At 34.7% G+C, this 20,390-nt stretch carries 18 protein-coding genes; 4 read left to right on the top strand and 14 right to left on the bottom strand.

The genetic code is table 11. The features are described 5' to 3' along the window. Positions 1-280: 280 nt before the first annotated feature. The 5 genes from ACFYKX_RS13200 to ACFYKX_RS13180 all read right to left on the bottom strand — a co-directional run bounded on the left by ACFYKX_RS13200 (position 281) and on the right by ACFYKX_RS13180 (position 8,264). Entirely contained in the window at positions 281-4,045 is a 3,765-nt protein-coding gene (locus ACFYKX_RS13200) for an AAA domain-containing protein (RefSeq protein ID WP_389361510.1), read from the bottom strand. A gap of 335 nt (positions 4,046-4,380) precedes the next feature. After that, a complete protein-coding gene (locus tag ACFYKX_RS13195; RefSeq protein WP_389361509.1) occupies positions 4,381-6,324 on the bottom strand; it encodes a DNA/RNA helicase domain-containing protein in 1,944 nt (647 codons plus the stop codon). Between the two features lie 175 nt (positions 6,325-6,499). Then, the gene (locus ACFYKX_RS13190; protein ID WP_389361508.1) at positions 6,500-6,781 is read right to left on the bottom strand and encodes a hypothetical protein; all 282 of its coding nucleotides are present in this window, start codon (positions 6,779-6,781) and stop codon (positions 6,500-6,502) included. 35 nt (positions 6,782-6,816) lie between these two features. Then, positions 6,817-7,182 (bottom strand): hypothetical protein, encoded by a 366-nt coding sequence (locus ACFYKX_RS13185; protein ID WP_389361507.1) that lies wholly within the window; start codon positions 7,180-7,182, stop codon positions 6,817-6,819. Between the two features lie 323 nt (positions 7,183-7,505). Then, entirely contained in the window at positions 7,506-8,264 is a 759-nt protein-coding gene (locus ACFYKX_RS13180; RefSeq protein WP_389361506.1) for a hypothetical protein, read from the bottom strand. 475 nt (positions 8,265-8,739) lie between these two features. Here ACFYKX_RS13180 and ACFYKX_RS13175 point away from each other — a divergent pair, with 475 nt between their 5' ends. The 3 genes from ACFYKX_RS13175 (at position 8,740) to ACFYKX_RS13165 (ending at position 11,202) form a co-directional block, all read left to right on the top strand. After that, positions 8,740-9,615, top strand: a complete 876-nt coding sequence (locus tag ACFYKX_RS13175; protein ID WP_389361505.1) for a phosphoribosyltransferase-like protein — start codon at positions 8,740-8,742, stop codon at positions 9,613-9,615. A gap of 4 nt (positions 9,616-9,619) precedes the next feature. Further along, a complete protein-coding gene (locus ACFYKX_RS13170) occupies positions 9,620-9,940 on the top strand; it encodes a hypothetical protein (protein ID WP_389361504.1) in 321 nt (106 codons plus the stop codon). Positions 9,941-10,191: 251 nt separating this feature from the next. Continuing rightward, positions 10,192-11,202, top strand: coding sequence for a retron St85 family RNA-directed DNA polymerase (locus tag ACFYKX_RS13165; RefSeq protein WP_389361503.1), 1,011 nt, complete (start codon positions 10,192-10,194; stop codon positions 11,200-11,202). Between the two features lie 510 nt (positions 11,203-11,712). Here the strand turns inward: ACFYKX_RS13165 and ACFYKX_RS13160 are convergent. The 7 genes from ACFYKX_RS13160 to ACFYKX_RS13130 form a co-directional block, all read right to left on the bottom strand. After that, the gene (locus ACFYKX_RS13160; RefSeq protein WP_389361526.1) at positions 11,713-12,060 is read right to left on the bottom strand and encodes a type I restriction-modification enzyme R subunit C-terminal domain-containing protein; all 348 of its coding nucleotides are present in this window, start codon (positions 12,058-12,060) and stop codon (positions 11,713-11,715) included. Positions 12,061-12,405: 345 nt separating this feature from the next. Further along, positions 12,406-12,696 carry a hypothetical protein gene (locus ACFYKX_RS13155; protein WP_389361502.1) on the bottom strand — a complete coding sequence of 97 codons (291 nt, stop codon included), beginning with the start codon at positions 12,694-12,696 and terminating at the stop codon, positions 12,406-12,408. Positions 12,697-13,007: 311 nt separating this feature from the next. Next, the gene (gene rlmD / locus ACFYKX_RS13150; RefSeq protein WP_389361501.1) at positions 13,008-14,393 is read right to left on the bottom strand and encodes a 23S rRNA (uracil(1939)-C(5))-methyltransferase RlmD; all 1,386 of its coding nucleotides are present in this window, start codon (positions 14,391-14,393) and stop codon (positions 13,008-13,010) included. A 14-nt stretch (positions 14,394-14,407) separates the two neighbouring features. Continuing rightward, positions 14,408-15,274: a DNA-3-methyladenine glycosylase family protein gene (locus ACFYKX_RS13145; RefSeq protein ID WP_389361525.1), complete on the bottom strand. Its 867-nt coding sequence runs from the start codon at positions 15,272-15,274 to the stop codon at positions 14,408-14,410. A gap of 151 nt (positions 15,275-15,425) precedes the next feature. After that, positions 15,426-16,190: an alpha/beta hydrolase gene (locus ACFYKX_RS13140; protein WP_389361500.1), complete on the bottom strand. Its 765-nt coding sequence runs from the start codon at positions 16,188-16,190 to the stop codon at positions 15,426-15,428. Between the two features lie 118 nt (positions 16,191-16,308). Beyond that, on the bottom strand, positions 16,309-16,785 hold the full coding sequence (locus ACFYKX_RS13135; RefSeq protein WP_389361499.1) for a hypothetical protein: 477 nt from the start codon (positions 16,783-16,785) through the stop codon (positions 16,309-16,311). A 13-nt stretch (positions 16,786-16,798) separates the two neighbouring features. Further along, complete coding sequence (locus tag ACFYKX_RS13130; RefSeq protein WP_389361498.1) at positions 16,799-17,218, bottom strand: hypothetical protein; 420 nt, start codon at positions 17,216-17,218, stop codon at positions 16,799-16,801. 206 nt (positions 17,219-17,424) lie between these two features. On the opposite strand from ACFYKX_RS13130, the gene ACFYKX_RS13125 reads away from it, so the two are divergent. Continuing rightward, on the top strand, positions 17,425-17,973 hold the full coding sequence (locus ACFYKX_RS13125) for a CBO0543 family protein (RefSeq protein ID WP_389361497.1): 549 nt from the start codon (positions 17,425-17,427) through the stop codon (positions 17,971-17,973). A gap of 71 nt (positions 17,974-18,044) precedes the next feature. Here the strand turns inward: ACFYKX_RS13125 and ACFYKX_RS13120 are convergent, their stop codons facing one another. Together ACFYKX_RS13120 and dcuS are read right to left on the bottom strand one after the other, a co-directional pair. Further along, the gene (locus tag ACFYKX_RS13120) at positions 18,045-18,752 is read right to left on the bottom strand and encodes a response regulator (RefSeq protein WP_389361496.1); all 708 of its coding nucleotides are present in this window, start codon (positions 18,750-18,752) and stop codon (positions 18,045-18,047) included. Continuing rightward, the gene (dcuS, locus tag ACFYKX_RS13115) at positions 18,745-20,349 is read right to left on the bottom strand and encodes a DcuS/MalK family sensor histidine kinase (protein ID WP_389361495.1); all 1,605 of its coding nucleotides are present in this window, start codon (positions 20,347-20,349) and stop codon (positions 18,745-18,747) included. The genes ACFYKX_RS13120 and dcuS overlap by 8 nt, the downstream gene beginning before the upstream one ends. Positions 20,350-20,390: the final 41 nt, after the last annotated feature.

The following is a 20,390-nucleotide window of genomic DNA, read 5'->3' as shown; positions in this document are numbered from 1 at the left end:
TTGCCTCGAGCTTCCTTCAGATTCCACGTCACCGTGGACACCCTTGCTTTCAGCTATGTACTTACCGCTACTTGGTCATACTCGGGACTTTCACCCGTTAGAGTTCGCCCATGCTGGGCGAACATAAAATAGGATGTACCCATATGCAGGTACATCCTAACAATTCCTTTTAGATTACTAATTACTTTAAAAACTAAAAACTCATAAATGACTTAATTGAATATTCAGACGACCTGCCCTTCTATCGTCTTAATCTCAATAATAACGCGAGAGACTGACATTATATTAATTGCGTAACCCTCTCATCTTCAACCATCTGCTTAATCAGCCGATCAATTCTTTCAATTTCAACACTTGAATTTCTCCACCAGGTGCGGCTCCAAATTCGTGTAACCTTCCACCCTTTAGATTCAAGGAATCTTTGACGATACACATCCCTCTCTTTGGCTGAAGGAGAGCTATGATACATTGCCCCATCACATTCTATTCCGAGAATGTATTTTTCCGGATTCTTAGGGTGTACAACAGCTAAGTCAATACGATAACCAGACATTCCAACTTGTGTATCTACTTTATATCCTAGTTTTGTTAGTTCACTATATACTTGTTCCTCGAATGGGGAATCAAACGATAATGTTGTTGCTTGTTTTTTAGTATTCTTTGCTTCATTTAATTGGACTAGAACAGCCTCAACTTCATCCTTTCTTAAGGATGAAACTGCTTTAGCATATTCTAAATAGCTTCTTAGTAACCTTGGGCCATCATTCTTAGCATTAGTCACATTCAAATCACTTGGTTCAATACTAGAAACAACAAAAATCTGCTCTTTTGCACGTGTAATGGCAACATTTAATCGGTTTTCCCCACCTTGTTGTCCTAGTGTTCCAAATCGATTGTATACTTTGCCTTCTTCATTTCTTGCATAAGCTATTGAGAAGACAATAAAATCACGCTCATCACCTTGAACATTCTCAATATTTTTCACAAATAATCGTTCGTCAAGTTCCCTACTCATGACTTGCTGATAGATAACTCCAAATTCAGGGTCTTTTTCTACTTCTCTATCAATGATATCCCAAATTTTGTCCTGCTGTTTTGCGTTAAAGGTAATAACACCTACTGATTTGGTGGGGTTATTGACCATTATAGTTTTAATTAACTCTACAACTTCTTCTGCCTCAATCATATTACATTGGTTAATCCATTTGCCATCGACTTTTCTCCACTGAATAGCTGCTGGAGATTTAAGTGGTTGAACATTTGGTGCAACCTGAATATTACCGTTATAAAAAGCATGATTTGAAAAATTAATTAGTTCTTCTGACTTTGAACGGTAATGCCATTGCAGCATTCTTTCGGGCAAAATTCGTTTTGCTAAGTTAAGAAGACTCTCAGATTCTTGCAATTCCATTTGTTCTTCATCATCTTCATCACCTTGTATTTCACCTCTAAATAAACTCGACGGCGGTAGCTGTTTTTCATCACCTGCAACAACAAGAGTTGATCCTCGGTATGCTGATGGAAGTCCATTTTCAACCGTACACTGTGAAGCTTCGTCAAAGATAACCACATCGAACAAATCTCGTTGCAAAGGAAAAATCGCAGAAGAAGTTTCAGGTGATGTTAACCATATTGGCATTGCATCTAGTAATCCATTCATAGAAAACTGTCTAACCAGTTTTCTAACGGGCCATATCATTCGTTTCTTTCCTACTTGATGCTTTAATTCTCTCATTGCCTTATTATTATAGTCTTTTGCTTGATTAAGCCTTTTTAGTAAACGATTGATTAGTACCTTTACTGCTAAGTCTCTTTTTTTAACTAAAAGCTCTTTAAATTTTTCACGTACCTTCTGCAATTCGTCTGTTCCAATCTTTGTTAAAGAAGGGTGCTTCCGCTCAATTTGGTCAATCCAATGAATATAGGCTGATTGTTTTACAATATCCATCCACTCTTCTGCTAACTGACTGTGAACATTATCACCTGTCTTTTCTTTCAAAAGATCAATCGTATTTTTGATATAAGGTAGACTCTCTTCATAAGCACGATCCATATTCCTAAGTTCTTCGAAGTCTTGGATAATAAATTCTTGCTGTTGCTGGAAATCAGTTAATGGAATATCACCTTTAGTAATTCTCTCATTGAATTTATTGATGGCTTCCTTTGAAAAATAAGCTTTAAGTGAATCAACTTCTTTTGACATGGTTTCAGAGACCTGTGATAATTCGTAAAGAAACCGCAAGCTTTCTCTTAATCTAGGCCACTCTTTTGAAGACAAACCCTTGAATTTCTCTTCACTTAATAATTCTTCTACTATTGTCTTGCCTGTAAATGAAGTCCACCACCAGAGCCTCAGTTTCTGCAAGGACCTCTTTTCATCCGGGCTTAAGTCATCATATATTTTTTCTAATTTATCACTAACATTCCAGCTGTATTCTGGTGTAACAAAGTCCTGTTCGAACTTTTCCAAGTACTCTATACTTTTTTGAGCTTTTTCTTGTACATTCTTTAGTATCTCAACTATAGTTAGTGAATCCTTCATATCTAAGTTAGTAAAAGGACTTCTATTTTTTAACGGATAATTTGTACTTCCAAATCTGCTATAGTATTTTCCATAAGAGAAGATTTTAACTAAAACTTCCTCTAGGTTATTTTTATTTAAAGATATAATTACATTTTCGATGTTCAATATGGTTTCAAGGCTCGTTACAGGTTTACTTAAACCATAAAGTTCATATGCTTTATATCCATGATGTTGAACTTCATAGAGACCCTTTGCAATTGAATTTAACTGATATTCATACTGCTCAATCTTTGCTGACAATTGGTTAAGCTCATCCTCATAGTCAGCTAGGGAATTATTATCTTCAAGTAAACTATGCATTTTTCTGTACAATGATTTACGATCATTTTTTTCATCGTGTAACAAGGCTACTTGAGAAGATAAACCAATAGAATCTAAACGCTGGTAAACAACATCTAATGCTGCTCTTTTTTGACAAACCAGTAAAACCTTTTTGTTTTGAGAGATTGAATTGGCAATTAAATTAACAATGACCTGTGATTTTCCAGTACCAGGAGGTCCATGAATTACCATCCCTTTTTGATGATCAACTTCTTTTATAATCTCTTCTTGTGAAGCATCAGTGTCCAAAACAAAAAATCTTTCTTTCTCACTAGGTTCTATTTGGTCCCGTTCTTCCTGTTCATCATCATCCAGATCCGAATTCTGATCGTATTCTACTCCTACTTGAAGTAATTCACTAATAACTCCGAGATTAACATCATCATCTTCAACTATATCTATTAAGTCTTCGTAATCCTTAAGTAAGGCAGAATTTCCTTGTGGGAAGTTCCCTAGTATGGCCATATTCTCCAACTCAAACTGACCTAGCTTAAAATCTGGGACCTCATCTTGCCTGTAGTCTTTAAAAGCCTGCAACTCATGATCGTTAGACCAGAGTACGTTTATAGAATAATTTTTGAGCCATGATATCCACTTAAGAAAATTAGCTGATTTAGCTTGTTCCTCTGCTTCCTCAAAGATTTCTTCTGGAACATGAACTCCACTAAACTTTTTGAAAGCTAGAAATAAAGTTCGGTTTAACTGAACCTCGCCATTGTCAAAGTATAACTTCCACTGAGTTCCACTAGCTTTTTCTTTTTCCAGTCTAGCTGGATATAAAAACAGTGGTGCTCTTATGAATGTACCATCCAACATTTTACCAGTCATATAAGGATACCCTACAAACAAATCGTAGAGTCCTGTTTCTTCTTCAATTCCTTTAACGTTACGGTACAAAGAGGTTAACTTATTGGATAGTACAAGGGTATCATCTTTATTAAGATCCTGTTTCAGGAGCGTAACATTCCCTTTTTGTTCTATGACTCTTTCAACTATCGTTTCTGTTTTTATTTGATCTAGCTTCTTCACCGAATTTATATCAAAAGCCCATTTATCATAGAGCTTTAACATTCGAATCGACCGGTTCCTTTTACTTAGATCATTTAACCGGTCCTTCAAATGAACCAATTTTTGCTTCATCTAATCACCTATTCTAAATATTTCTCTATAAACCTTATGTGAATTTATATACAAGTTATACCCATCATTATAACCCCTAATTTTTTACAATAAAAGACAAAGCGTGACTTTCTTCTTATGTAAATATTAGTAATGGAAAGGTGAGATAAGACTTAGGCTCTTTTGCACTAACCTATAATTATTTTTGGTGCTATGTTTAATCTATAGGAGTCACATTTATGGTACGGACATTATACCCAAATAAAACAAAGGACCCTCACTGTTGAAGGCCCTAAAGTTTACATATAATAATTTGATTCGAGATGTAGTGAGAATCTCTTCTCCCTAAACAATCATTACTTATAATCTTCCTTTTCCTCAGCAACCCTAAATTCAGACCTAAAAAACTCATTCTGCTCATACACAGTATTGCTTTGCTCATAACGATTTTTAAGATACTTAGCTAGTTCTGGATCTGTACAATACACATAACATCCCTTCTGACCACGTGTCATCAGAGTCCTATATGTGTTTCGAATAATCTCATCAGCTAGTTTCAAAGCTTTTGCGCTGTCCTCTTTTAATAATTTCTTTAGCCCCTTTAATGAAGAATCCGTCTTTGCTCTTTCTGTATAATCGGTAATAATTTGACCATCCTCAAACCGCATGTCATTTCCTATAATTACTCCAACATACTCGAACTCTAGCCCCTGAGATGTATGAATACAACCAGCTTCTTTTACAGAATCTGCATCAATAGCCCAAGTTTCTGAATTCCCTAGATTCCAGCTTATTTTAAAATCGTATTGCTCAAGTACAATATCATAATAATTAGGGTTGTTCTTCCCATCCTTATCCCAGTTCCAGCAATAACCTGCTACGATACGAGCTTTGTTGTTTTTATTTTTACTTTCAATCTCTTTTCTCAAATCGTTTGGATTATTAAAGACACGAAAATCATACTGGCTACCAATATAATCGGAGTTGGCCGTTTCTCGAATTTGTAGGACATCATCAAGCCATGCCAAGTAACCATCTGATCCATTGCAACGAAATTGTGACTCTAAATTCATAATAGTTAGGTTTGCATTATTTTCTTTTGCAAATCGATCTATTTCACTTAAGCTCCCAGCGTCCTTTAGTGTTACGCGTTGCCTTTCATCGATAAAAAAGATAGATAACTTTGAAGCTTCTATAATCTCCTTGGTCTGATTTTCACCTAAGTTTTGAAACATACCAGACTTCAAGTTCAGCCTATGTGCTTCATCAACAATTAGCACATCAAACTCATCTTTGGGAGCATTAATATAACTTCCCGAGCCTTTAAACAAATTATCAATGTGACCTTTCCTAAAATCTCTCTTTAACTTAGTAGCATATATGTTTCGTGGGGCAGCATTTTTAGTAACATACTGACATACCATACTTTGGTTTGTTAAATGAACTAGAAGATTGATAGCCAAGACTGACTTTCCTGTACCTGGTCCACCTCTAACGACCAATACTTGCTTCGTATTTGTACGAAGGGCTTCCTTAGCCAAGTGAACTGCTTCCTCGTACACTACTTTTTGACCATCGATCATAACAAACTCGTCGTTACCTTTTAGCATAAGATTCAAAGAGTCCTGCAGTGACTTTGACGGTCTAATTCTTCCGTTCTCTATCTTGTAAAGATTTTCTTTATTATCACCAAACTGAATGTAGCGTTTAATGAAATTGCGTAACCTTTGAGCATCTCCCTTAATAAAAACAGGGGCCTTATCAATATAATAGTCATAGATAGAATCAGTTAACGGATCCCCTTGACCTTGATTCAAATAATTATGTAAATACGCACATGGATATAGTCTCATATCTTCATTCTGAGCATTCTCATTATAATCCTTAATCAAAGAGGCATATGACCATGCCTGATAAGAAGGATGCGTCGTCTCTACTAACCCTCTATTCATAGCTGTTTTAACTATCGCTTCCTTACCTTTGACAGCTTCAACCGATTCCCATTGTTTCAACTCAACAATAACAATAGAGTTGTTCTCAGCATCCCTACCTGAAATAAGGAAATCCACCCGCCTTGACGTATGTGGAATCTTAAACTCAATAGCAACACCAGCATCACTAGGAATCTCACTATCACTTAAAACCCTATACATATACTGCATAGAATTATCCCAAGACCGAACTTCACTCTTATTAATCTTGCCAATCTTCGCATTGTAGTTATTACATATATTATTTACTAGCTCATCGTGGAAGACATCTTCTAGAAACTCTGCTTTTGTTGCTTCGTATACGATCATCTAATTCAGTCCTTGTTATAGTAGTTATTATTAATTATTTAACTAATTTTGGTGTCTTTCAAGGATAGATAAAAAAAGAGCACTCTCAAATGGATAGCACCTTTACATCAACTAAACCCATTTCAAATTTAAATTTAACCGAAGAATCTCTCTGCCACATAATGCACCTAAGGTATCATGTCTCAAATTTCAATCCATATTTATTGTTAATCTTTTCCGCAATGACCTTTAAAAATGCTTCTACAGTCGTATGTTCAACATCTCTTGTATACCAGGCGAGTTTTGCATCCTTATGCTCCCCATCATAGCTAACTTCTAAAGGCCAATATGAATTCGTACTAAGTGAAAAATCAAAATGGATATAAAGCTCCTTACCTTCAGGGCATTCCAGAATAACTTTATATATTGGGTTTTTACCTTTTGTGTTTAATTTAACCTTTTTGATTTTGGCTAGCATAGTGAACTCCCTTCGAGTTAATTATATTTATAAATCTACTTCTGTAACCTTAATTCATATGCTTTATCTATAAACCTAATTTTCTGCTCTATGTTATTAACCCACTCTAGTCTTATATACACTTCACCAGGAGTCAGTCTAATTGAATCAGTTTTTTCATACTCCTTACCAAGTAATTCATCTATCTCCTTCTGTATTTTTTTCGATGTTTCTGTATGAAGTTTTTTTCCTAAATGAAGAACGAAGCATACTTTTCTTGCTGCAGTAATTGTTGCAAATTTATACGAGCCTCTTTTGCTAACATATCCAATACAATCTGTTCGAACCCCATTTTTGTATCGGTAATGATAATCCTCAACTTCATCCTTATATGAGCTCTTTTTATAAATATAATGATTCAAGTAACCTTGCTTTCTCAGTTTTAAATAAGCTATAAAAATATTCATTTGATTTCTTAGTATTATTATGTTCTGTTACTCCTTTACCTTCTACCCCTTCAGTTACCCAACCAAAATAAATTTGCAATAAAAACTTTTTATCTAAGTACAGACAATTACATCCCTTTTGATATTTTTTTCTTCAACAAAAAAAGTGCATGCGACTCCTCGACTCATGCCGGAAAATCCGACAAAATTCGAGTTGTGGCAGGCACCTATCTATGAGTTGTGACAGGCACCTATCTATGAGGTAAGTAAGGTACATGTATAAAATGTTTTTTCTAAGCTTAAACTTTGTCTATCCTCATTTCTTTAATTTTTTGTTCTAATTTCGGTTCCAAAACATTAATTAATAATTGACTTGTTAGCTTTAAGAACTCTTTGAGATGATGATTTAGCGAAGATTGATTAGCGTTGACTAAGAATTTATTAAAACTATATTTATCCTTATATCCTGCTTTTAACTCATTAATAAATTCATCAAGTTGAATACTTATACATTTAGCATAATAAGAAGTATCTTCTATATATAAAGATAGTCTACTGATCTTAAAATTCAATCTATTCAATAGGTGAATCCAATTATAATATTCAGCTTTAATTTCTTTTATTTCTGCTTTAAATTTGGCCTCTTCTTCATTTGTATAAGTATCTTGCCCACCATACAAAACATGTGTATAGGTAACATATTTTGTAAAATCATTCGAGCATTTAGTAAGAGTATCCAAAAATTCCTCAATTATTTCATAAAATTCTTCTATTTTATCTATTTGATTTCGGAAATGGTATTGTTTCATTTCCCTTCTTAATGCGTTATCATGTTCTTCCCTAATGGATTCTAATTGAATTTTACGTTGCTCTTTTATTTGTTTACTTGTTACCACATAAACAGTACCTGCACCAATTAGTGCTCCTAAATAACTTCCCCAAAATCCAATCCAAGAATCTACCTTTCCCAATGCGTAGCTAAACAGATGCAATTTAATTAGAAGTGACATAATTAACGGAGGTAATAATAAGCATAAAAAAATTGCAAACTTTTTCAATTCTTATCACACCTTTCAACAAAATTTTAAATAAAATTCTAAAAATATAGCTTCTTTTTAAAGATCATCCCCCATGACTTGCAAGATTAGGCACGTATTTATTTAGATAAAAGAACTAAGATAGACTTGAACTACTTCTCCTTATCCATAATAAGACTATAAATAAGCATGTTGCCTTTTAGTTCTTTAAACGATCTAGTCCACACATTATTAGACATTACAGGTTAAAATCCTCTGAAAACAAAAGGGACGGTTAAAACACCAAAAATGTACGTACTGCACAGTCTATCGAAATTATTAAAGCCTCAATACTATGTAGTAAGTTATAAAATTCCCCATATATTTCTTTATAATTTTACACCAATCTATATATATCTTTTTTTTGTTAAATCAAATGTTTTATAATAATGATTGTGATTTTTTGGAACTATCATATAAATAGAATCATATAAAATAATCAAAATGAGGGCTATACATGGAGAAATCACCTAATTTAGACAAAATAATTAACTCCTTCATAGAAAAATATGGGGAAGAAGAAATTTATACTAAAAATCTTTATACTAAAGTTTCTGATTGGTTAAAAAACACAGATGATTCTGAAATAAAACTTATATTAATTGATTTGCTTTCCGATTTTAGGTTTTATTCAAAAATTGAAATAAAGCAGATACTACATAAACAATTAATAGAATCTTTAAAAATTGTTAACATCGATACAACAAATATAATCCCCTTAATAACAAAAGACGGTAGAGCTAACAGCTCATCTGATCTAATTCATCTTTTGAAGGAACTAGATAAGGAGCATGACTTAGAATTGTACCGAGATACTATTATTAATGATGTTAAATATATAAAAGAAGATATTACTGATGTAATATTGTTTGATGATATATCAGGAACTGGTAATACTATAATTAATTACTTTAAAGAAAATACTGATTCATTTTTGGGGAAAAATATTATCTTAAATTTGATATCAATAACAAATACAGCTAAAGACGCACTAAATGGATTCTTTGAAAATAATAATCTAACAGTGGAACTCAGATTTGAACATGAATATGAAAAGGTCTTTATAAATCATCCTCGATTAAATGACGACCATCTAAATATATTAAAAGATTTTGAAAAGGAAATATGGGGTAAAGACGGAAATATTTTAGGGTATAACGATAGTCAGCTTTTAGTTGGTTTTTCTCATAATATTCCTAATAATACAATAAGTTCATTTTGGTATCACCCAGATTTCAATGGTAAAATCCAAAACTGGAATACACTTTTTAGAAGATACACCAAAAAGAAGAGACCAAAACAAAATAGACAGATAGCAAAAAGGAGAGGGTAGTAAATTGAACTCTTATAAATTGCTCTTATTATTATCATATTTTAATACGGTTCAAGCTAGCTATTCTTACATAGAAATATGTGAATTATTTGGGTTGAATTATCAACAAATTGAAAATTTTATTGATCAGTTGTTTAGTGAGGAATATATATACTTAGATGGATATTACAAGATATCTTCAAAAGGAAAGGAGTTATTAAAACAAAATCAACTTGATAATATTGATATTTTTGATGATATTCAAGAAGAGAGTATATTTGTAAACCCTCCATTGGAATTTGATGAAATCTACATTCCTAAAAACTTTACTGCGAAAGTCAAATAAATTATAATAAATTCGTTATTCAGTAGTCTCTAGATTGATAGAGAGTCTCTATCGCTTATAATGTCACTTAATAGATTTGATAATAAGTAGGAAAGCGCTACTTATTATCATTGCAAATTTCATTTGCAATAGCCCTTGGCTTAAATAAAGTGCAATTTAAACCAAAGGCTAAATTTTCATTCTTACCGGATCAATAAAGAATAAAAGCTAAAAGAAGGTAGGGACTACTGAAAACTTTATAGAGGTACAATATGACATACATTATTAATTTAAAAGAAGAGCTTGCAAAATCTGATTATGATGTAGAATATCAGGAATTATGTTTAAATTATGCAAATTTCTTAATTAGCAACGGGTTACCTGTTATATTTGATAAAAAGCACTTATCTCTTTTAATGGGCATTAATTTTTCTAGTTTAAATTATTACGTTATAAATACTGATCATTTTTATCAAGAGTATAAAATACCAAAGAAAAACGGAGAATTTAGGTTAGTATTAGCTCCTAGTTTTAACTTGAAAAGTATACAGAAATGGATATTAGAAAATATCCTATACAATTATCAAGTAAGTGAAAACGCAACAGGGTTTGTTAAAGGAAAAAGTATTCTCGACAATGCTTTACCACATGTAGCAAAAGATGTTGTATTTAATCTAGATATAAAAGATTTCTTTCCTAGTGTTACCTTTAAACAAGTTTTTTATATATTCTATAACAAAGGATATACTAAGGAAATTTCTTTCACTCTAACAAAATTGCTTACATATAAAGAAACTCTTCCCCAAGGTTCCCCTGCAAGTCCTTATATAGCAAACATTATTTGTAAGAGAATGGATCAATTCTTGGAAAACCTTGCTAAGACTCACAATGCTAACTATACAAGGTATGCAGATGATATTACTTTTTCAGGGGATACTAATATCGAAAATATCATTAATCCCATTAGGTCTATAATAAATAATGAGGGATTTACTATTAATGAAAAAAAAGTGAGAATACAGAACCGTAATAGTATGCAAGAAGTAACTGGCTTAACTGTTAATAATGCTGTTAAAGTTAAAAGAAAATATAAAAAGAAACTTGAACAACACATTTATTATTGTCAAAAACATGGTGTTTTCAGCCACTTAAAATATACTGGATTGGAAAATAAATCTTATTTTAAAGAATATCTTTACGGAATGGCAAACTTCATTAAGATGATAGAACCAGATGTAGGGAACAGATATATTGATTCACTAAATGAAATAATTTGGAATTAATTTTTTAAAGATACCATTATCTGTTGTATACAGTAACTTTTTATTTTTTATTTTTTACCGCTCATAATTAATAATATGAGCGGTTTTAATCATCTGATGATTATTATAATAATTTTGTTTGATAGCTTAGGATATTATTCTCCTACTGTTCGCAAATCCGTATTGTATTAAGTAGTACTTATTTTCCTTTTATATTTTTTCCATATAACTCTAATTATATATGCTACAAAAGCTACTATCACACTTTGTATGATAGGTAAGATATGAACTTTTAAAAATTGGAGTTTGTTGCATTAGGGTAATAGTACTCAATTTCAAAATCACTCTCTATATCTTTTTATTAGCTGTTTCAAAGCTTTCAACGAGCTTTCCTTTCTTCCAAAACATTGTACCCCTCATATTTAGCTCTTGCCTACTCGTCATATTTTATTAATTGTGCTCTATATAATAAATAATAATTAAAAAATAAAGTCCTAGAAAGCACTGCTTTAGATCTAGGACTCTTCTAATTTAACTTATAGTTTTCGTTGCATTATTCTTCAAATCATTAATTATGCCAAATAACTTCTTTTGTTTATCAGCATCAAATAACTTGATAAAGCTTTGTGGTTTATCGAATGGTGGTTTCATGAGTTCTGCTGCGTTTTCAACGTATCCATTTTGTTCAATGTAATCAATGACTTTATTGACGAATACAATTTGATTGGCATTTAGGCTTTGCTCATTGATAAATGATGAGAATGCTTTTAGTGCAGCCTCCCGTTCCATTTTTGCCACCCTTCTAACAAGTAAGCCAAAAGGTGTATCTTTGAAGTTCTTCTCGTAATCTTCTTTTGTACCAAGTTCACCCGTAAAAATTCTCTAACGTCTTATAATCTTCCTCTGTAAGAGGGATATTGTATTGTAGTTTATGAATGGCAGTATTATTTTTATTTTCTTCAATATACTTGTTGACTTTTAATTTGTAGTCCTCAAAATCATAACTTTATTCACATTCTTTGCCGATTACACGTTCCTGTTCAATATCAGCAAGGTTTGTATAAATAGTTTTAGGAGCATCAGATACTGCAAACTTCATTAAATCTCTCAGTTCTTGACGGATGGTTTCAAAATTTAAGATATCTGTCTTATACCAAAATTCATCTTCTGTAATTTGCTTTAGTACCGGTACTTTTGCTTTTACTTGAGGAATAGTGGTTTTCTTTAATAATGCAGATGCCTTTGAAATGGTTGCATTTTTAAATCTAGTGAAGTTTTTTTACCTTCTAGCTGTGCCAGCATTAATCCATATATTAAATTATCAAATTCAACAGCTTTGTCATCGGTATCTTTCATAGATACAAGATCTGCTACATGAGTAATCAATTCAGACGTACTCTGTTCGCTTAAACATGTAAAACCATTTTTCGCCTTATATTTGTCGACATACTTTCTTTTCATTTTTACATCTATTCTTTCAACAGAAAGTCGGTGTAATTTGATCAAGAACTTCATTATTATTACATTTAACTCTATAATTCTAATAATAACTCCTATTTAATATTACCATTTATTTCGTATGTATCTCACTTGGTAAAAACATCCCTTCAAACCTGATCTATTAAGCTAACTTTATAAATCCGCATCAGGGGGCTATTTGATGTGGATTAGTGCAATTCCTACTAAATCACACCACGCATCACCATTTATCAACAAGAGCTTATCAAGGTCGCGTTCCTGAAATTAGGCTAATACTCTGTAATTGCTTTTCTAACTGATTTAACACAACCCCAAAAGGCCCTCATTTACTGAGAGCCCCCTAAACCTTATTTTAAAAACAATTTCGTCACACACTCCACATGACTAGTCTGCGGAAACATATCCACCGGCTGCATATACTCCACCTTATACTTCCCAGCCAACACCGCTATATCCTTCGCCAATGTAGATGGGTTACACGACACATACACAATCTTCTTCGGCTTCACTTTCAATATCGTATTCAACAACTGCTGATCTAACCCCGTTCTCGGCGGATCCACAATCATCACATCAGGCTTCCATCCTTCTTTCGCCCACTTAGGTAGAATTTGCTCTGCTCTTCCAACTTCATACTTGGCGTGTTTGATGCCGTGGCGGCTCGCGTTTTTCTTAGCGTCGTCGATGGATTCTGGGATGATGTCCATTCCACGAATTTCTCCTGCTTTGTCTGCTACCCAAAGTCCAATGGTTCCTACTCCACAGTAAGCATCGACTACTTTTTCCGTCCCAGTTAGTCCTGCTGCCTCTTTTACTTCATTATATAGGCGAACGGTTTGAACTGGGTTTAGCTGAAAGAACGTTCTTGCTGATAGCTCAAATTGCAGGTTTCCTAGTGTTTCTTGGATAAAGTCATTACCTTCTAGTACCATTGTTTCGTTTCCGAAGATGAGCGATGTTTTTTGCCCATTAATGTTTTGAACGATTGACTTTACTTCTGGTAGACTCTCTTGAATCCGTTCAACGATAATATCCTTTTTCGGCAGTTCTTTTGTCGTTGTGATTAACACCACTTGTAGCTCACCTGATTGTACTCCCGCTCTTGCGACAATCGTTCTTACGATTCCTTTACGAGTTTTTTCATTATATATAGGAATGTTTAAATCCTGTAGGATTTTTTTAACGGTTAAGGTTGCTTTGTTTGTTAATGGGTGCTGTACTTTACATTGCTCGATGTTGATGAGTTTGTGAGAGTTGATGCCGTAAAGTCCTGCTAGAACTTGTCCATCCTTTTGTCCGACCTGGAACTGACTTTTGTTCCGATAGTTCCATGGGTCTTCCATCCCGATCGTTTCGCGAATATCTAGGTACTCTACTTTAATTTTTGTATGTCTTTCAAGTGACTGAATGACTATGTCGCGTTTTTCTTTTAGCTGCTGATCATAGCGTAAATGCTGTAATTGGCAGCCTCCACATTCTTCATAAATTGGACAAGGTGGTTGTACGCGGTACTCGGATTTTTTTCGGATTTTTTTAATTCTTGCTTCGGCAAATTTCGGCTGAACCTTTGTTACTTCTGCGACGACTTCCTCCCCTGGTAGTGCACCTGGTACGAAGACGGCTTTCTTTTTAAAATAGCCGACCCCTTCTCCATTGATCCCTAGGCGTTTGATTGTTAATGGGAAGGTTTGTTTTTCTTGTAATTGCACGGTTTGTTGTTGTTGTTGTTTCATTTGTCTCACTCCATCTATTCGATACTTCTCCACAAATACAGAGAAGCGTAGCTTAAATAAGGCTCCCAGTCCTTAATATACTCTTCCATTTCTTCCTTCGTTGGCTTCCGATCCATGTTATACAGCTTCTTCAATGCATTTTGAAGGCCGATATCGGCAAACGGAAACAGGTTCGGGCGACCAAGTCCGAACATGAGTAAACACTGAATCGTCCACGGTCCCACTCCCTTTAGTTTAATCAGCTCTTCCATAATATCATCATCTGACTTGTTATGTAATGAATCTAAATCGAGCGTTCCTTCCACGATCGCCTTTGCAATGCCTATCATATACTCTGCTTTACGATTGCTAAACTGCAATTCACGAAGCTCTTCCACTTGAAGACTTGCTACCTTTTCTGGCGAAGGATAAAAATAAACCCCATCTACTTCAAATCCGTAAGTGGTCACAAATCTTTTTGTAAGCGTATAGGCAAACGATAAATTCAGTTGCTGATGGACAATGGCCTTAAGCAATGCTCGGTACGGACTAAAATCTAGGATGAGAGGTGTCCCTTTATGCTGTTCAAAGATCTCTTTTAAATCCGTATTGTTAAAAAAGTTGTTCACTTCCGTTAATGGCGTGTCCCACTGTAGCAAATGAGTGACTCTGTTTAAAGCTTGTTCCTTATGGTCCCCATCTATACCGCTAACCGTAAACGCTGGTTCATTTGTTGTACCGATGGCTGTCACCTTCGCAACTATCGGTGTACCTTCTATCATGATAGGGATTTTAATAGATCGCTCCTCCAGATTGAGCACATTTAACGGATCACGTGAAATCCGATCGAGCACTCCATCAAAGTTGTAAGGTCCGGTTATTTTTATCGTCTCCAAATCCATTCCGTCCTTTGCCATTTTCCCGTATTATAGCACTTTCTAGGTTAAAAGAGAAAACGCCCGGAATCCCGAGCGCTGCTACCATACTGAACTTTATTGGCTAAACTAAAAAGTTCAGTTTGTATTCACCTAGCATGTTGTATTTCATTCGTGATTATGTTTTTTGCAAAAACGAAAATATTTCAGGCACTCTTTCTTTAAAGTGCTTATAACTGTGTTCACCATTTTTAATAATTTTATATGTTAAATTTGGTGTCTTTTCTTTTAAGATATCACAGACAGATTGGTTTGAATTTGAGAATAGTTGATGGATCCTTTCTCCTTTTCCTTCTTTATCTCCCCAGTCTAAGTAAACACTTTCCACTTGTGACCAATCTGAACTTTTTATCAACTTTTCGATTTCTTCTTGATTACGATAAAAAGCAGAAGATATCGCTATTATTTTTTTAAAGATATGTGGATAACGACAAACAGCATATACGGAAATGAGGCCACCTAAAGAAATACCACCAATGGAAGTATGATCAATTAACGTACGGTATTTTTTATCAATAAGAGGTTTTAGTTCATGAACAATAAAGTCAACATACACTTCTCCCTTCCCTCCTGAAGGGCACTGATATCCTAATACCTTCTTGCTGTATGCTCCATTCACCCAAGGACAGTATTCGTTTAAACGTTCTTCGCTATTTTGATTGATCGCAACAACAATCACTTCTAGAGAATTCTCGTTTAAGTAATTTTCAAGGGATAAGGATACCCCGCCTATTGCTCCGGTATCTCGAAAGACGTTTTGACCATCGTGCATATATAACACCGGATATCTTTTATTAGCTTCGTAGTAATTATGGGGAAGATAAACATTAATATTTCGATTCTCTTTAAATGAACTCATATATACCGAAAGAAATTCTAACAAGGTACGACCTCATCTCTATTTTTAGCCTAGGAGACATGCCCTCTGTCCCCTATTTATTCTGGGACGCGGTACCTGTCCCCTTGTCCCGCCTGTCCCCTTGTCCCGTATCTAAGTTCCTTTACTGGACCTGATTCGCTAATTTCAAGAACTCTTCTACCTCTAGCTTATACTCACCTAGTTGATCTGTATTTCCTTTTATAAAATAAATAAACCTTGCCATAAATCCATCCTGTTCCCACCATAACTCTTGAGCAGTATCATTCTCTCCATAATAAACCGTTATGCCGTTGTCTAGTTTGTATTCGCTCATGTCTTTCACAATATCCTCAAGCTCACTTGGCTGCTCTTCATCTAATACCTTACTCAATATGTACTTTAGTTCCTGAGACGTTTCTGTATTACGATAATAATAGATAAACTGATGCAGATGGTCTGGAACCTCTAGATCAATTTCGGAAAAAGCTTCATTCACTTCAAAAGGAAACGTTGTAGGCTCCTTAAATTCGTATGCAATTGGCTCTAGTTGTTTTTCCTCGCTGCTACAAGCACTTAATAGTAAAAGAATGAATCCTAGTAAAAACATATATATTTTCATGATGTTCCCCTCCCTATCTCTGTTTACTGCGAAGCTTCATTGCAATCTGAATGGTTAACACCGCACTCACCAACATAGCTACGATAAGTAGAAACCTTTCCTGATTAGATAAAGCAAAACTCCCACTTATACTAAACCAAAGAAGACAGCTTAAAAGGTTTAATCCGAACAGGAATCCCCAAACAACTGATTTAATCTTTATGTACAGCCTATTCCCTACTAAATACTTGATATATAAAAAGCATACAAGACCTACTGTAAATACGAATAGCAATGCATTGATAAAAGGCAATTTTATCGGCTCTTCCCATGGCATATCAATTAGAACCATATTAGCGTAGAAGGTCATATTGAACACCGTGACAAAGAGAAGAACATACATGAATAATACCCATTCACCTATATAAATTGCAGGGAGTATTAACTTTTTCAATTGCATTTCACCTGCCTAGTCTGAACAAGAGGAATTGATGAAACTTTAAAGTCTATATTTTACTTTAACATAAAGGAAGTAATCATACTTTAAAACCAAAAGAAATCTAACTGAGAGACTAGTGGACAAGTCCGCTGCATAAAGCTCCATCAAGACATACATACAACGCCCATATATGAGGAAAGTTATCATAGTAGGAGGTGCGTATGGAGGAACTAGGAAAGAAAATAGATAAATTATCGAATCAGGTCACGGATCTAAGAATGGAGCTTTGGACAAAACATGTCGTCTTTTCATGGAAATGGGGACTGCTAGTCATGATTTGTCTCGCATCTATTCTAGTATTGATTGTTTTAATAAAAAGAGAATCCATTCTTCAAACGGTTGCTTATTTGGGAGTTATTTATGTCATGAACAAGAATCTAGATGACGTTGGAACCGCATTAGACTGGTACGACTACAGGATTCAGCTTGAACCGATCATTCCAACGATGCTACCAGCAAATCTATTTATTTTTCCCATCAGCCTTTCTTTGCTTTATCAAACCTTTATGCGATGGAAATCCTTTATAATTGCCTTAGTCTCATTCAGTCTGTTCTCGGCTTACATTGCCCTGCCCATTCTGAAATACCTAGAAATTTACACAACAAAAACATGGAATTCTCATTATTCTTTTATCAGTCTAATCATTATGGCGTCCTTATCAAAACTTATTATTGATCGACTTAAAGCGATACAGGATAAGCATAGATAACATAGGGACAGAGGGACAGGTCCACTGTCCCACAATTTGAGCTGGGACAAGGGACCTGTCCCCCTTGTCCCTTAGAGGTAATAACCGATTTGCTTCCCCTTCTCCTCATTATATACATACTGATTAATCGGACGTCCAATCGTACCATAGCACACCCTTGTTTCTAACACTTCAATCTCCTCTAAGAAATTCAAATACTTCCTTATCGACACTCTAGAAATACCCGTAAGCTTCGCAATATCTTCAGTAGAAAATTCTCTGTCTCCTAATCTTCTTAGCTCATCCCAAATAATCTTAAGCGTATGTTTGGTTAAGCCTTTCGGGATTTGTTGAGACACATGAGCTTTTTCTTTCTTTAAGATTTTCTCATCCAATTCCTGCTGGCTAAGGACCGGATGATATTCTACATATTGGGTCTTTTCTTGATAGGATACGAGCGCTTCCTTTAATCGGTCAAAGGAAAATGGTTTAATTAAGTAATCAATGGCACCAAACCTTAACGCACCCTGTATCGTCTCGATATCAGAAGCAGCGGTAATCAAAATGACATCTATTTTTTTTTCCAATTGGCGAATATAAGGGAGTAGTGCAAGACCTTGTTCACCAGGCATGTATACATCTAATAGAATTAAATCCACTTCGTTTTCCTTTAGAAATTGTTTTGCGGCATCAACAGATGGTCTGGTCCCTACTGCTTTAAATCCTTCTATACTTTCAAGATAACGCCTATTGAGCTCTGCTACCATTGGGTCATCTTCAACAATGAATACTCTAATCATCACTTTCACCCACAACTTTGTAAGGGATGGATACTCTAAATGTAGTACCTTTATTCAACTCACTAGAGAGCTGTATACTCCCATTTAATTTCTCAACCGTTTGCTTTACTAGGAACAGGCCATATCCTCGATCTTCACCCTTCGTCGAAAATCCTTTCTCAAATAAAATGACCTGATTTCCCTCTGGGATTCCTTTTCCATAATCTTGAATCTTAATCACTAATCTATTATCCTCATAGGCTAAGCTTAGAGAGACCTCTTTATTTGCACTTGTTTGTGCGGCATCGATGGAATTATTTATAAGATTACCTAGTATCGTGATTAAATCATGGGTTAAATCCCTATCAGAGTAATTTGGAAGAAAGCTTTTAATTGATAGCTTGAGGTCTATCCCCTCTTCTCGAGCATAGCTTAATTTTCCAAGGAGGAACCCTACTAAAGCAGGGTCTTTAATTTTTCCCGTGATATTGCTAATATCTTTCTGAGTACTTTCAACCGCTTTTTGTATAAATTTCTCAAGCTCCTTATACTCCTGTAAATGGATTAACCCTAAAATACAATGAAGCTGGTTCATATATTCATGGGATTGAGATCGAAGAGCATCCGCATATAACCGAACTCCCGTTAATTGCTCGGCTAATTGCTGAACCTTACTTTTATCTCTAAACGTATTCACAGCGCCTTCAATGTTCCCGTCCACAATAATCGGAACCGTATTAACAACCAACCCAATTCCATTAATTTCTTCTTCTTGGTCAAGACTCGGTTTCCCCGACTTTAAAGCTTGGTACACACTAGTACTCATAAAATAGGAATCCACTTTTTTACCAACAGGATTATCAACGTTTCCAAATGTACTCATTAAATTTAGGGCAGATCTATTCGCCATCGTGATCGTACCGTCTTGGTCAACAGCAATTACTCCTTCATGAACCGACTCAATGAGTGCCTGTCTTTCTTTAAAAATCATCGCGATTTCCTGAGGCTCTAAACCTAGCAAGATTCGCTTCACATAATAAGATAGAACAACGGCCCCTATCACTCCAAAAGCTAGTCCTAGTAGAATACCTACACTCATATCCTTTCTAAGCATTCCAAGAACAAGGTCAATTCGCTCTAAAGAAATCCCAACCGCAACGGCTCCAATTTGCTTCCCATTTTGTTCATAGATAGGGGTGAAGGTTCTTAAAGACATCCCTAATGTTCCTTCTGAAATAGATGAATACTCTTTTCCTTGAAGAGCTTCCTTTTCATCTCCTCCCACAAACTTTTTCCCGATGTTTTCGGGATCAGGATGGGATTTTCTTAACCCCTTCATATCCATAACCACAATAAACTCCACATTCGTGGACTTTTGAATATTATGAGTAAATTTTTGAATGGCTCCAGTATTTTCAACCCCACTTAGACCATCTATTACAACGGGGGTCTGAGAAATCATTCTAGATACATTAAAAGCCTTTTCTTCTTGGCTATTGATAATTCGTTCGGTGATCGTTTTATTAACAAAAAAGCCTGTAATCAAGATTGAAAAGCTGACTACTATACATACAAGAATAATGACCATGTACGATAATTTAATTTTTTTCCATTTCATGGAGGCACCTCTAAATGTCCTGACTTCGCGATTATCTTACC

It is taken from the genome of Cytobacillus spartinae (assembly GCF_042865285.1).
Taxonomy (GTDB): Bacteria; Bacillota; Bacilli; order Bacillales; family Cytobacillaceae; genus Robertmurraya_A; species Robertmurraya_A spartinae.
Note: the sequence above shows the minus strand (reverse complement) of the source record. Positions and strands in the feature narration are given on the sequence as shown.

Coding starts and splice junctions, on each gene's coding strand:
- ACFYKX_RS13200 (WP_389361510.1), bottom strand. CDS start 4,045: ATGAAGCAAAAATTGGTTCATTTGAAGGACCGGTTAAATGATCTAAGT.
- ACFYKX_RS13165 (WP_389361503.1), top strand. CDS start 10,192: ATGACATACATTATTAATTTAAAAGAAGAGCTTGCAAAATCTGATTAT.
- ACFYKX_RS13190 (WP_389361508.1), bottom strand. CDS start 6,781: ATGCTAGCCAAAATCAAAAAGGTTAAATTAAACACAAAAGGTAAAAAC.
- ACFYKX_RS13145 (WP_389361525.1), bottom strand. CDS start 15,274: ATGGATTTGGAGACGATAAAAATAACCGGACCTTACAACTTTGATGGA.
- ACFYKX_RS13175 (WP_389361505.1), top strand. CDS start 8,740: ATGGAGAAATCACCTAATTTAGACAAAATAATTAACTCCTTCATAGAA.
- rlmD (WP_389361501.1), bottom strand. CDS start 14,393: ATGAAACAACAACAACAACAAACCGTGCAATTACAAGAAAAACAAACC.
- ACFYKX_RS13195 (WP_389361509.1), bottom strand. CDS start 6,324: ATGATCGTATACGAAGCAACAAAAGCAGAGTTTCTAGAAGATGTCTTC.
- ACFYKX_RS13125 (WP_389361497.1), top strand. CDS start 17,425: ATGGAGGAACTAGGAAAGAAAATAGATAAATTATCGAATCAGGTCACG.
- ACFYKX_RS13120 (WP_389361496.1), bottom strand. CDS start 18,752: ATGATTAGAGTATTCATTGTTGAAGATGACCCAATGGTAGCAGAGCTC.
- ACFYKX_RS13155 (WP_389361502.1), bottom strand. CDS start 12,696: ATGAAGTTCTTGATCAAATTACACCGACTTTCTGTTGAAAGAATAGAT.
- ACFYKX_RS13135 (WP_389361499.1), bottom strand. CDS start 16,785: ATGAAAATATATATGTTTTTACTAGGATTCATTCTTTTACTATTAAGT.
- dcuS (WP_389361495.1), bottom strand. CDS start 20,349: ATGAAATGGAAAAAAATTAAATTATCGTACATGGTCATTATTCTTGTA.